The sequence below is a fragment of the Variovorax sp. J31P179 genome (assembly GCF_030316985.1).
In the GTDB taxonomy this organism is placed as follows: Bacteria; Pseudomonadota; Gammaproteobacteria; order Burkholderiales; family Burkholderiaceae_C; genus Variovorax; species Variovorax ginsengisoli_B.
Genome location: NZ_JASZYL010000009.1, coordinates 38,314 through 50,689 on the forward strand (window position 1 = coordinate 38,314; position 12,376 = coordinate 50,689).

Here is a 12,376-nt window from a genome sequence, read left to right on the forward strand (position 1 = left end):
ATTCGGACGCGGCGAAGCATCGCAACTCCGCCACGGCGCCGGCGCCTTCAGCGCGGCAGCGCGAGATCGACCCAGGCCGGCGCGTGGTCGCTGGCACCGGGCCGGCCGCGCACCTCCCGGTCCACGCCGGCCGCCCGCAGCAGCGGCGCCGCTTCCTCGTTCAGCAGCAGGTGGTCGATGCGCAGGCCCGCGTTGCGCGGCCAGCGCTGGCGCCAGTAGTCCCAGAAGGTGTAGATGCGTTCCTGCGGGTGCAGCGCCCGGATCGCATCGGTCCAGCCCTGGTCGAGCAGCGCCTTGAAAGCCGCCCGGCTTTCGGGCTGCAGCAGCGCGTCGTCACGCCAGGAGGCCGGGTTGTAGATGTCGGCATCGGTCGGCACCACGTTGTAGTCGCCGGCCAGCACCACCGGCAGGCCGCAGCCGAAGAGCGCCTCGGCATGGGCATTGAGGCGATCGAACCAGGCCAGCTTGTAGTCGAACTTCGGGCCCGGCTGCGGATTGCCGTTGGGCAGGTAGAGGCAGCCGATCAGCACGCCGTCGACCACGGCCTCGAGGTAGCGGCTTTGCGGGTCGTCGGCCATGCCGGGCAGGCCGCGGCCGGTCTCGATCGGCTCGCGCCCGCGCGCCAGGATCGCGACGCCGTTCCAGGCCGGCTGGCCGTGGAAGACCACGCCGTAGCCGGCCGCACGGATCGCCGCCGCCGGAAACCTGGCGTCCGGCGATTTCAGCTCCTGCAGGCAGGCCACGTCGGGCTTCGACTCGGCCAGCCAATCGAGCAGCGCCGCCAGGCGGCCGTTGACGCCGTTGACATTGAAGGTGGCGATCTTCATGGACCGCCATCATGACCTGAATCAGTGCACGGATTCGATCTCGGTCACGGTGAGTCTGCCGCCGATCCGCTCGGCCCGGAACCGGACCTTGTCGCCGACCTGGACCTTGCCGAGCATCGCGCTGTCCCTCACCTGGAACACCATCGTCATGCCGGGCATGTCCAGGTCCTTCAGCGGGCCATGCCTGATCGTGAGCTTGGCGCTGTCGGGATCGATCTTGCGGATCTCGCCGTCGGAGAGCTCCGGGTTGTCGGCGTGGCTGCCGGCTGCGCCGGCGCCGGTGGCCGCCAGGGCCAACAGCGCGGCGAGCGCGAGATTGCGGAGTGCGTGAGTCATTGGATTCCTTGGCATGGAGATGGAAAGTCGTCAGTGGCCCGCATGGCCGCCGCCGGGCTTGCGGACCTGGACCTCGATGTCGCGGACGGGCGGCTTCCGCGCCCGCATGGCGCCCTTGCCGGCGCCGCCCGCGCGCGGCGCCTCGGGCACGGGGCCATCCAGTTCGTAGGCGACGGTGCCCCGGGGATGCCTGAACCAGCCGGGGTCCGTGTAGTCGCCCGCCTTCTGGCCCTTGCGCACCTTGACGACGCTGAACATGCCGCCCATCTCGACCGCACCGAAGGGGCCCTGGCCGGTCATCATGGGCGCGGTGTTGTCGGGGATCGGCATCTCCATGGCGCCCATGTCGGCCATGCCGCGCTCGCCCATCGCCATGTAGTCGGGCACCAGGTCCGTGATCTGGCGAGCGATGTCCTGCTGGTCGACGCCGATCAGGGTCGGCACGTCGTGGCCCATGGCGTTCATCGTGTGATGGCTCTTGTGGCAGTGCAAGGCCCAGTCGCCCTCCTCGTCGGCCAGGAACTCGATCTGGCGCATCTGGCCGACCGCGACGTCGGTCGTCACCTCGTGCAGGCGGGCGCTCCTCGGGATCGGCCCGCCGTCGGTGCCCGTGACCTGGAACTCGTGGCCATGCAGGTGGATCGGGTGATTGGTCATCGTCAGATTGCCGACCCGGATGCGCACGCTGTCGCCATGCCGGACGTTGAGCGAGTCGATGCCCGGGAAGATCCGGCTGTTCCACGACCAGAGATTGAAGTCCAGCATCGTCATGATCTTGGGAGTACCGCTGCCGGGCTCGATGTCGTAGGCGTTGAGCAGAAACACGAAGTCGCGGTCGACCTTGTCGATCAGCGGATGCCCGGCCTTCGGGTGGGTGACCCAGAAGCCCATCATCCCCATCGCCATCTGCACCATCTCGTCCGCATGCGGGTGGTACATGAAGGTGCCCGGGCGGCGGGCGACGAACTCGTAGACGAAGGTCTTGCCCGGCCGGATCGGCGGCTGCGTCAGGCCCGTGACGCCGTCCATGCCGTTGGGCAGGCGCTGGCCGTGCCAATGCACGCTGGTGTGCTCGGGCAGCTTGTTGGTGACGAAGATCCGCACCCGGTCGCCCTCCACGACCTCGATGGTGGGCCCGGGCGACTGGCCGTTGTAGCCCCACAGGTTGGCCTTGAAGCCCGGTGCCATCTCGCGCACCACGGGCTCGGCGACCAGGTGGAATTCCTTGACGCCGTTGTTCATGCGCCAGGGCAGGGTCCAGCCGTTGAGCGTGACCACCGGGTCGTAGGGGCGTCCGCTCGCCGGCGCCAGCGGCGGCATGGTGTCGGGCCGCGTCTGGAGCACGGGTTCGGGCAGTGCGGCCATCGCCACCTTGCTCACGCTCGCGGCGGCGACGGCGCCGGTGAGGGCACCGGCGCCGCTCAGGAAGTTGCGTCTGTTGGTCATGTCGTTCACGGGATCGAAGGGGGTGTCGGCTTGCCGATGACCGAGGCGGCCAGGGCGGCGTCCGCGAGCCAGAACTGCTGCTCGGCCTGGATGGCGCCGGTCACACTCGCGACCTGGTCGCGCGCTTCGGCCAGCAGCTCGAAGACGCCGATCAGCATCCCGTTGTAGCGAAGCAGGTTCTCGTCGGCGATCGCCCGGCGCAGCGGAACGACCTCGTCGCGATAGTGCTTGGCGATGTCGTAGGCCGTGCGGTAGCCGGAGTAGCTCTCGCGCAGCTGCGAGGACGCCCCGCGCACCGTGGCGTCGTAGCGGTTGGCCGCTGCCAGCGACTGCGCGTCCAGCCCGTCGCGCTGCGCCGTGCCCCAGTCGAACAAGGGCAGCCGGATGTCGAGTTCCCAGCCGCGGCGCGTGCTCTGCGTGCCCTGGGCGTCATCGAACACGGTGTCGTGCCGGCCGCCGATGGCGGCCTCGGTGAAGGTCGACAGCAGGTTGATCCCCTGCGACTTGGCCGCGACCTCGAGCCGGGCGCGTGCCAGCTGGACGTCGAGACGCTGCTGGTTCGCGGTCGCGGCGACATCCGCGGGATCGCGGGGCGCTTTCGGAAGGTCGGGCAGTCGCTCGGGCAGCGACAGCCTGGCCGCCTGGGCGTCGTCCAGGCCCAGCGCACGAACCAGTTCCTCGCGCGCCGCGGTGGCGGCGTGCATCGCGGCGGCCAGCTGGGTGGTCGCGTCGGCATAGAAGACCTGCTGGCGCGCGCGCTGCAGCTTGCTGAAATTGCCCACCTGCTGCATCCGGCGCGCCAGCTCGGCACTGGCCTGGGCCGAGCGCTGGACCTGTTCGGCATAGCGAAGCGCCTGCTGCGCGGCGACCGCACGGACCCAGGCCTGCCGCACCTGCGTGACCTGCTCGACCACGGCGCCCGTGAGTTGCATCCTGGCCTCGCTCGACCGGCTGCGCGAGATCTCCAGCCGCTGCGGCAGCAGGATCAGGTCGACCAGACCGAAGGACAGCAGGCGCCCCAGCTCGAGTTCGCTGTCGATGCGCAGCCGCTCGAACTTGAAGATGGGATTCGGCATCCGGCCGCTCTGGTCGGCCGCCGCGAGGGCGGCCCAGTGCTCGGCGATCAGCGCCTGCACGGCGGGGCTGTTGGCCAGGGCGACCTGCACGGCGTCGTTCTGCGACAGCGGCCCGGACAGCAGCGCCTGCGTCAACGCCGATCGGCGCTCGCGCTGATCCTGCGTGCGGCCGAGTTCCAGCCGGCCCTCGGTAAACGGCCGGGCCCGGGTGTTGGCGTCCTGCAGCGCGTCGTCGATCCCGACCGACGCGCAAGCCGAGAGCAGGAACGGCGCGACGGCCATCGCCGTGCAGCGAATCGCTGGCGTCATGGCCAGTCCTTCGGCGGCGGCGCCGCCGGCGCCGCTCCGCCGCCGCGGCGCCGGACGGTCTCGTTGGCCTCCTTCCAGGGAATGGGCTTTTCGTCAGCGAAGGGCCGATAGCCCTCGAAGGCGGACTTGTAGGTCGGGATCGGCGGGTTCGCGGTCGGCGCGGTGTCGGCCGGCACGGGCAGCGGTTGAGCCGTGGCGGACAACGCCGCGACGGCCCAGGGAACAGCCAGCCAACGGGCCGGCGATGAATGGGGCATGGAGTCCTCGCAAGGTCATGAACGGAACGCGTCGAAGCGGCCCTCGAAAGGGCGCGACGCAGGCGATGCATGAGCGTCCGCGCGGGACCCGTGAAGATCACGGGCGCGCGAACGCACCCTAGGCGCGAGGAGGTTTGTCGAGAACGTGCGGGACGACCGCGGTCCACGCGATGGCCGGCTCCGCCAGGGCGGCGGCGGGGAGGTCGTGAAAGACCGCCAATGGCAAGCTGGCGATCAGCGCGCAGGCATGGCAGGCACCGCAGGTGCCGCACTTGTGCAAGCCGTCGGGCTGCGCGCCGGCGGACTTGTCGGTGCTGCCATGGGCGGCATGCGAGACTGCCTCGTGCGTGTCGCCGTCGTGGTGCCGGGCATGGTCATGCGCGCCGGCGGCCTTGGCGGACACTGCGGCCACGGCGCCCGCAGACCCTGGTCCGCAAAGGACCATGGCGACCGCCGCGTACCCCTGGAAGGGCACGGCGAACATCACGATCCAGAGGACGAACAGGCGCAGCCGGTGCATGCGGCGCATTCTAGAGGCAAGGAATTCAGGGGCGCTCGCCGCGCCCGAGTTCCGCGAGCGTGAGCGCGTCCCGCTCGCCGGCATACAGGCGCTCGAGCACCCGCGCGAAAACGGGCGCGGCCGCGGCCACCTCGAACAGCGTCATGCAGGAACACAGCTTGAGATCGTCCGGCGTGCCGAATATCTCGTGCGCGCTGCGGCCCGAGGCGGCGAGCACGAGCTCGCTGCATTCGACCAGGCGCGGGCCGAGCACGGGATGCGCGGCGTAGGCCTGTGCCTCGGCCAGGTCCGCCAGGCCGAAGAAGCGGGCGGTGGCGCTGCGCCCCAGCACGCGCAACTGGGGAAAGACGAACCACATCCAGTGGCTGGTCTTGCGCCCTGCCCTCAGCTCGCGGCACACGGCGTCGTAGACCGTCGCCTGGGCTTCGACGAAGCGCTGCAGGCCTTCGGGGTCAAGCGGCGGTCGCATGGGTCGTTCCTGAAACCGGCCCGCCTCAGCGCAGCGCGAAGCAGAACACGGCGCCCTTCTCGGCCCGCTGCTGCAGCCGGATGTCGCTGCCGTGCAGCTGCAGGATGCGCTGCACGATGACCAGCCCGAGCCCGCCGCTGCGACCGGTCGACGACGAGAACAGCGGCCGCGTGAACAGGCTCTGGCGCAGCTCGCCCGGGATGCCCGGGCCGGTGTCGCTGACCTCGACCGCGACCCCCTCGCCGTCGGCGCGCAGGACCACGGCGATCTCGCCGCCTTCCGGCGTGTGGCGGATCGCGTTGTCGAGCAGGTTGGTCAGCACCCGCTCGATCAGCCCCAGGTCGGCCGTCACCACCGGCAGGCCCGGCGGAATGTCGGCCACCAGCCGCTGCCGCCGCGCCTCGGCCGCCAGCTCGAACTTCTGGAACACGTCCTGCACCAGGTCGGCCAGCGCGAAGCGCTCCTTCTCGGGCTTGACGACGCCGTATTCGAGCCGCGCCAGCTCGAACAGCTCCTGCGCCAGCCGCCCCACCTTGCGGCTCTGCCCGAGCGCGATCTCGAGGTAGTGCCGGCGCTCGGCCGGCGCCAGCGTGTCGGACTTCATGAGCAGCGTCTCGAGGTAGCCGTGCAGCGAGGTCAGCGGCGTGCGCAGATCGTGCGAGATGTTGGCGAACAGCTCGCGCCGCTGCTGGTCCTGCGTGCGCAGCTCGCGCCACTGGCCGGCGATGCGGCGGGTCATCTGGGCGAAGGCGTCGCGCAGCGTCGCGATCTCGTCGCCCCCGCCCTGCCCCGCATCGCCCAGCGTGGGCACGCCGCTCTCCAGCGCGGCCGACCCTTCGCTGTCGAACTGCCGCACCGCCGAAGTCAGCCGTCGCAGCGGCCGCGTGATGAGGTGGAACGCCGCCAGCCCCGCCAGCAGGCCCAGCAGGGCCACCAGCGCGATCGACCACAGCATGGTGCGCAGCACGCTGCCCGCCGCCACGTTGGCCACCAGCGCCTCGCGCTCCTCGCCCGACAGCACCACGTACACGTAGCCGGCATCACGGCCGTCGATCTTGAGCGGCGCCGCGCTGAAGACCTTGCGCACGCCCTGGGCGCGCGGATCGTCGCCCAGCACCGGCAGGTCGGCGCCGCCCAGCAGCCGGTGGATCGGCGCCAGGTCGACCCGGTCCAGCTTGAGGTGGCCCGGCGGCGCCGCCTGGGCCTCGATGCGCCCGTCGGGCGCCAGCAGGTAGACCTCGACACTGGGGTTGACCGCCATGAGCTTGTCGAACAGCGCGTGCACCTCGGCACGATCGAGCGCGCCGCTTTCACCGAGGATCGGGTTGCTGGCGGCGATGTGGGCCGCCAGGCCAGCCGACAGGCGCTGCGTCACCTCCTGCTCGTGGCGTCCGCTGGCCTGCAGCTGAAGCCAGGCCGAAGCCCCGCAGCAGGCCAGCAGCAGCACGGCGAACACCAGCGACAGGCGCTGCGAGAGCGTGCCGCGCAGCCTCATCCTGTGGCCTCCTCGAGGTCGCCCGCCGCCAGCTTGTAGCCGCGCCCCCAGACGGTCAGGATGCGGCGCGGCGCGGCCGGGTCGGGCTCGACCTTCATGCGCAGGCGGTTGATGTGGGTGTTGACCGTGTGCTCGTAGCCGTCGTGCTGGTAGCCCCACACCTGGTTCAGCAGGTCGAGCCGCGAGAACACGCGCCCGGGATGGCGGGCAAGGAAATAGAGCAGGTCGAATTCGCGCGGCGTGAGCTCGATCGGTTTGCCGTCGACCTCGACCTCGCGCGCGATCGGGTCGATGCCCATCCCGGCCAGCGCCAGCCGGCCGGATTCGATGCGGGCGTTGCGCGCCATGGCCTCGGTGCGCCGCAGCAGGGCCCGCACGCGGGCCACCAGCTCGAGCACCGAGAAGGGCTTGGCCAGGTAGTCGTCGGCGCCCAGCTCCAGGCCCAGGATGCGGTGGACCTCGCTCGAGCGCGCGCTGGTGATGATGATCGGGGTATAGCGCGTCATGGCGCGGGCGCGGCGGCAGATTTCCAGGCCGTCGATGCCCGGCAGCATCAGGTCGAGCACCAGCGCATCCCAGCTGCCGCGCTCCAGTTCGCGCAGGCCGGCGTGACCGTCGGCGGCGTGCGTGACCGCGTAGCCCTCGTCGTGGAGGTGCATGCGCAGCAACTCTGCGATGTGGGCATCGTCCTCGACGATCAGAACGCGCTTGGCGGTATCCATGGCTCATTCTCCCGCTTCCGCGGGGCCCGAGTTATCACGATTAATTGAACTTTTCGTGATGAAACGGCCACCGGGTGCGCCCAACAATCCGGCCTCATGAACCGCGACACCCCGATCCATCCGCTGTGGCTGCGCATCACGCACTGGCTCAACGCCCTGGCGGTGCTGGTGATGGTGGCCAGCGGCTGGCGGATCTACGATGCCTCGCCGTTGTTCCCGTTCGAGTTCCCCGCCGCGCTGACGCTCGGCGGCTGGCTCGGCGGTGCGCTGCAATGGCACTTCGCCGCCATGTGGCTGCTGGCCGCCAACGGCCTGGTCTACCTGGCGCTGAACCTGGCGAGCGGCCGCCTGTGGCGCAAGTTCTTCCCGCTGTCGATCTCCGGCATCTGGCACGACGCGCTGGCGGCGCTGCGCGGCCGGCTCTCGCACGCCGACCCGCGCCACTACAACAGCGTGCAGCGCTTCGCCTACCTGTTCGTGATCTTCGACATCGTGCTGCTGGTGCTGTCCGGGCTGGTGCTGTGGAAGTCGGTGCAGTTCGGCCTGCTGCGCGATCTGCTCGGCGGCTACGAATTTGCCCGCCGCATCCACTTCTTCGCGATGGCGGCGCTGGTGGCCTTCGTCGCCGTGCACCTGGTGATGGTCGCGCTGGTGCCCCGCTCTCTGCTCGCCATGCTCGGCAGCCGTTCCGGAGTCGAATCATGAAGCTCTTCAAGCGCCCTGCCCTGGACACCATCGACGCCGAGGCGGCCCTGGCCGAGGCGCGCGTGCTGATCGGCCGCCGCGTCGCGCAGCCGGCGCGCCGCGCCTTCCTGCAGCGCTCGCTCACGCTCGGCGGCCTGTCGCTTCTGACCGGCTGCAGCATCAGCGACAACGACAGCGTCGAAGCCGCGCTCGGCGCGGTCTCGCGCTTCAACGACAGGGTGCAGGGGCTGATCTTCGATCCGTCGCGGCTGGCACCGACCTACCCCGAGTCGATGATCACGCGGCCCTTCCCCTTCAACGCCTACTACGGCGAGGACGAAGTCCGCACGGTCGCGGAAGAAGGCTTCACGCTCGAGGTGACGGGCCTGGTGGCCGATCGGCGGCGCTGGACGCTGGCCGAGCTGCGCGCGATGCCGCAGGAGGACCAGGTCACGCGCCACATCTGCGTCGAGGGCTGGAGCGCGATCGGCAAGTGGGGCGGCGTGCGCTTCGCGGACTTCCTGCACCGGGTCGGCGCCGACACCGGCGCCAGGTACGTCGGCTTCAAGTGCGCCGACGACTACTACACCAGCATCGACATGCCGACCGCCCTGCATCCGCAGACGCTGCTGACGCTGAGCTACGACGGCCAGCCGCTGCCGCCGAAGTACGGCTTCCCGATGAAGCTGCGGATGCCGACCAAGCTGGGCTACAAGAACCCGAAGCACATCCAGGCCATCTTCGTCACCAACACCTACCCTGGCGGCTACTGGGAAGACCAGGGCTACAACTGGTTCGGCGGCAGCTGAGTCGCCTCAGGCGACCCGGCGCTGCTGGAACGCGCGGCCGTGTTCATTCCGAACCTGGCCTTTTTTTCGCAAACGACTCTCTTGAAGGACCACTGACATGAACACGCTTTCCGCCACACTGCTCGCCACCTGCCTGGCCATCGGCTCGGTCTCGGCCTTCGCCGCCGACGAGATGAAGAAGGACGACATGGCCAAGGATTCGATGGCCAAGGACAGCATGTCCAAGGACGCCATGGCCAAGGGCGGCATGAAGAAGGACACGATGGCCAAGGATTCGATGGCCAAGGACGCGATGGGCAAGGACGAGATGAAGAAGTAGCCGCCACCGCGCCGTCGCAGAGGCCTTGCCATGCTGCTCTTTCTCTTTTCGCGCGTCGGCCGCGTTCTCGCCATCGGCGGCTTGTCGCTGCTCGCCGGCGTCGCACCGACGCTCGCCGCTGCCGACGCGCCGACGCAGGAGCGCGGCAGCGCGGCGCGGCTCGAACTGCCGGTCGAGGGGACGCTGCCGCGGCTCGCCGGCGCCGTCGACTGGCTCAACTCGCCGCCGCTGAGCGCCGAAGGGCTGCGCGGCAAGGTGGTGCTGGTCGACTTCTGGACCTTCGGCTGCATCAACTGCCGCAACGCATTGCCGCACGTGCGCGAATGGCATCGCAAATACAAGGACCAGGGCCTGGTGGTGCTCAGCGTGCATGCGCCCGAGTTCGCCTACGAGAAGAACATCGCGAACGTGAAGAAGGCCGTCGCCGACCTGGACATCGAGTTCCCGGTGGCGATCGACAACGACTTCGCGATCTGGCGGGCGTTCGGCAACACCTACTGGCCGGCGCTGTACTTCGTCGACGCGCAGGGGCGCGTGCGCTTCCACCACTTCGGCGAAGGCGAGTACGCGAAGTCGGAACAGGTGATCAGGCAACTGCTCGACGAGGCGGCCAGGGACCGCAAGCCGGGCTGACATCCGACGGACGCCACCCGGCAGGTCTTCGACCGCCTGGCGTCAGGGACCTGGCAGGTGTTGATCCGGCGACAGGCCGGCGATCGCGCCGGCCGGCGGCAAGTCGGCGGGCTGCACCCGGCAGTTGCCGAACTCGCAGCGCACCGACAGTTCGACCCTGGCCGTGCACGGCACCCGATGGACCTCGAAGCCCGCCCCACGCTCGATCAGCACCGCGCGCGGCGTCGCGCTGCATTGCATCGCCAGCGCGAGCTTCTCGGCGTTGTAGGTATCGCGGCCGGTGCGGCGGGCACCGGGGCGCAGCAACTGGCTGGCCGTGACGCTGTAGTTGGCGCGGTAGTAGTTGGGGCCCTGCATGACGGGAGCGACCGTCAGGGCCACGGCACCGGACGCACCAGGCGCACCAGCACCGAGCCGGCTGACGAAGATGCCGCCCGAAGGCCCATCGGCACTGTCCCGGCGGTCGTAGCTGCGCTCCTCGCCGGCCACCAGCGTGATCCAGCCCGGGTACGCGAAGGCCGCGCCGGACAGATGGTCGATGGTCGCGCTGAGCACGCCACCCACGGCCAGGCTGATGAGCCCCATGTCGGAACGCGAGATCACCTTGGCGGACGCCACCACGCGGCCTTGCGACAGGCAGCGAACCGAGAGGTCGTCACCCGAGCGCCTGACCGTGAGCCGCGGCGCGGAGATGCCCGCCGGTGCCGCCGCCACGGCGTCGCCGGCGCGGCACTCGACGCCGTCGAGCGCCTTGCCATCGGCGGACACCGCGTCGACCTGGATGTCCTGCTGCGTGCCGCGCACGACCAGCGCGCAGCCCGGCAGCGCTTGGGCGGCGCAGGCCCCGAGCAGGGCCGACGCTGTGCAGGATCGCAGGCGGGATCTCATCGGACTTGCATTCCTCTGGAAGCCTGTCGGAGGGAGTCGGTCGGAAAGCGAACTTTAGATGTATCTAAAAGTATCTATTTCGCGCCACTAGATCATAGAGGCCAGGCGGCATTGCGCAAGACCCTGCGCAAAGACGTTCAGCGCGTCGGCGCGGCGGGCAGCAACGGGGCGACCACCTCGGCCACATGCATGCCGTTGGCGCCGCTGATGGCGCGCATCGGCGCGGACAGCCTGGGATCGGCGGCCGCCGCGGCCCAGAAGCTGCGGGCGGCCTCGAACGCCGGCTGCCAGACGTCGGTCCTCGCGCCCAAGCCGAGGAACGAAGGGGCGACGCGGCGGAGCTCCGGCTCGATGCCGCCGCCCACCGGCGCATAGACCATCGGCAGCATGTCGTAGGCCGGCGCGAGCGCGTTCGGCCGATCGTGGTCATCGGTCAGCAGCGACAAGTTTTCGAAGTGACGGTCGCCGTTGCCGATGAGTTCCGAGAAGGCGGCGAGGACGAGGACGCAACGCACGGCGTCGGCATCGAGGATCCGGGCCTCTTCGCATCGCTGTGCGAAGGCCGGCCAGTTGTCCCTCATCCCGAACAGTTCGTCGTCGACCGCCCCTGCGGAGATCAACCCGCGCCGGCCGAAACGGCCCACTCGGTCGAAACGCTCGACTTCCAGGTAGCCGTAGTCATCCAGTTCCAGGTAGTGGGCGCGGGCCGCCGCGATCCCCGCCTTCGACAAGGACCGCAGCGCCAGTTCCTCCAGAACGAGCAGCTCGGCCGAGCGGCTCGCACGGCGCGCGAACTTCACGATCAGGTGGCCGCGCGCCTCCGTCTCGCAGGTGAACTTCGGCTGCTCCCCTCCGGCACTGCTGCCTGCACCGGTCTGTGCGGTCCCGGTCGCCAGGTCGCGATACACACGCTGAATGTCCGGCGCCGGCACGGCCGCGGCCCGGCGCGACGCCATGTGCAAGGCAAAGGAATCGGCGCCCCAGATCAGCGCCCCGCCGACGTCCGCACCGAGCCGGCACAGGAAGCTGGCGCGATGATCGTCCGACCAGTCCCGCAGCGAGGGTGGCACCCCCAACGCAGCCGCCACGGCTTTTGCCAGGCGGGCACCCGGATAGCCCGACGGCGCGGCGAACGCCATCGCCGGGGCAAGACCCTCATGGAATGAACTCGTCCCGCCAGGCGCGTCCACCCACGTGCCGCCCCCGCGCAAGAAGCTGACCGAGCCGATCTCGGCGACCCGGCCCTCCGCATCGACCCGGAACATCGGTTGCGGCGAGGCGACCGGCTCCGCGCGAAGCAGGCCGTAGCGCGGCGTCCGCACCCCCGGCTCGCGGAAACGGATGACCTCGGGCCCCAGCTTCTGAATAGTTCGAGAGAAGGTCGGTTGACTGGCCTGAAGCATCGCCAGCAGCTCCACCGATGACCGCGGTCCCTGGGAAAGTGCGCTGCGCAGCAGGGCAACCCGCTCGGCTTCGCCCTGCACTTTGGATGCCGATGAATTGTTCAATGAATAGTTCAATGAATTTCACCGGGATTCTAGCGCGGCGAAGCAGTGGCAGACTGCATGTTTCGCGCGTTGCGAGGA

14 protein-coding genes and 1 pseudogene are annotated in these 12,376 nt (G+C 69.8%); 4 read left to right on the forward strand and 11 right to left on the reverse strand.

The window, feature by feature from the left end:
• Positions 1 to 47 precede the first annotated feature (47 nt).
• From QTI17_RS22595 to QTI17_RS22635, 9 genes are all read right to left on the reverse strand, one after another.
• Positions 48 to 827, reverse strand: a complete 780-nt coding sequence (locus tag QTI17_RS22595; RefSeq protein ID WP_286535763.1) for an exodeoxyribonuclease III — start codon at positions 825 to 827, stop codon at positions 48 to 50.
• A 21-nt stretch (positions 828 to 848) separates the two neighbouring features.
• The gene (locus QTI17_RS22600; RefSeq protein WP_286535765.1) at positions 849 to 1,163 is read right to left on the reverse strand and encodes a copper-binding protein; all 315 of its coding nucleotides are present in this window, start codon (positions 1,161 to 1,163) and stop codon (positions 849 to 851) included.
• Between the two features lie 30 nt (positions 1,164 to 1,193).
• The gene (locus tag QTI17_RS22605) at positions 1,194 to 2,609 is read right to left on the reverse strand and encodes a multicopper oxidase family protein (RefSeq protein ID WP_286535766.1); all 1,416 of its coding nucleotides are present in this window, start codon (positions 2,607 to 2,609) and stop codon (positions 1,194 to 1,196) included.
• A 5-nt stretch (positions 2,610 to 2,614) separates the two neighbouring features.
• Positions 2,615 to 3,994 (reverse strand): TolC family protein, encoded by a 1,380-nt coding sequence (locus QTI17_RS22610; RefSeq protein WP_286535767.1) that lies wholly within the window; start codon positions 3,992 to 3,994, stop codon positions 2,615 to 2,617.
• Positions 3,991 to 4,251, reverse strand: a complete 261-nt coding sequence (locus QTI17_RS22615) for a hypothetical protein (protein ID WP_286535768.1) — start codon at positions 4,249 to 4,251, stop codon at positions 3,991 to 3,993. Before QTI17_RS22615 ends, QTI17_RS22610 begins: the two co-directional genes overlap by 4 nt.
• A gap of 118 nt (positions 4,252 to 4,369) precedes the next feature.
• Complete coding sequence (locus tag QTI17_RS22620) at positions 4,370 to 4,771, reverse strand: hypothetical protein (RefSeq protein ID WP_286535769.1); 402 nt, start codon at positions 4,769 to 4,771, stop codon at positions 4,370 to 4,372.
• Positions 4,772 to 4,796: 25 nt separating this feature from the next.
• Complete coding sequence (locus QTI17_RS22625; protein ID WP_286535770.1) at positions 4,797 to 5,240, reverse strand: DUF1810 domain-containing protein; 444 nt, start codon at positions 5,238 to 5,240, stop codon at positions 4,797 to 4,799.
• Between the two features lie 25 nt (positions 5,241 to 5,265).
• A complete protein-coding gene (locus QTI17_RS22630) occupies positions 5,266 to 6,735 on the reverse strand; it encodes a sensor histidine kinase (RefSeq protein WP_286535771.1) in 1,470 nt (489 codons plus the stop codon).
• Positions 6,732 to 7,457, reverse strand: a complete 726-nt coding sequence (locus QTI17_RS22635; RefSeq protein ID WP_286535772.1) for a response regulator transcription factor — start codon at positions 7,455 to 7,457, stop codon at positions 6,732 to 6,734. Before QTI17_RS22635 ends, QTI17_RS22630 begins: the two co-directional genes overlap by 4 nt.
• Before the next feature lie 96 nt (positions 7,458 to 7,553).
• On the opposite strand from QTI17_RS22635, the gene QTI17_RS22640 reads away from it, so the two are divergent.
• The 4 genes and pseudogenes from QTI17_RS22640 to QTI17_RS22655 form a co-directional block, all read left to right on the forward strand.
• Positions 7,554 to 8,162, forward strand: a complete 609-nt coding sequence (locus QTI17_RS22640) for a cytochrome b/b6 domain-containing protein (protein ID WP_286535773.1) — start codon at positions 7,554 to 7,556, stop codon at positions 8,160 to 8,162.
• Positions 8,159 to 8,950 carry a molybdopterin-dependent oxidoreductase gene (locus tag QTI17_RS22645; RefSeq protein ID WP_286535774.1) on the forward strand — a complete coding sequence of 264 codons (792 nt, stop codon included), beginning with the start codon at positions 8,159 to 8,161 and terminating at the stop codon, positions 8,948 to 8,950. Before QTI17_RS22640 ends, QTI17_RS22645 begins: the two co-directional genes overlap by 4 nt.
• Positions 8,951 to 9,047: 97 nt before the next feature.
• Positions 9,048 to 9,269, forward strand: coding sequence for a pentapeptide MXKDX repeat protein (locus QTI17_RS22650; protein ID WP_286535776.1), 222 nt, complete (start codon positions 9,048 to 9,050; stop codon positions 9,267 to 9,269).
• A 159-nt stretch (positions 9,270 to 9,428) separates the two neighbouring features.
• Positions 9,429 to 9,902 (forward strand): annotated as a pseudogene (locus tag QTI17_RS22655) (thioredoxin family protein); the annotation flags it as partial.
• Between the two features lie 42 nt (positions 9,903 to 9,944).
• Here the strand turns inward: QTI17_RS22655 and QTI17_RS22660 are convergent.
• Together QTI17_RS22660 and QTI17_RS22665 are read right to left on the reverse strand one after the other, a co-directional pair.
• On the reverse strand, positions 9,945 to 10,790 hold the full coding sequence (locus QTI17_RS22660) for a hypothetical protein (RefSeq protein ID WP_286535777.1): 846 nt from the start codon (positions 10,788 to 10,790) through the stop codon (positions 9,945 to 9,947).
• 137 nt (positions 10,791 to 10,927) lie between these two features.
• Positions 10,928 to 12,298, reverse strand: coding sequence for a HipA domain-containing protein (locus QTI17_RS22665; protein WP_286535778.1), 1,371 nt, complete (start codon positions 12,296 to 12,298; stop codon positions 10,928 to 10,930).
• Positions 12,299 to 12,376 lie beyond the last annotated feature (78 nt).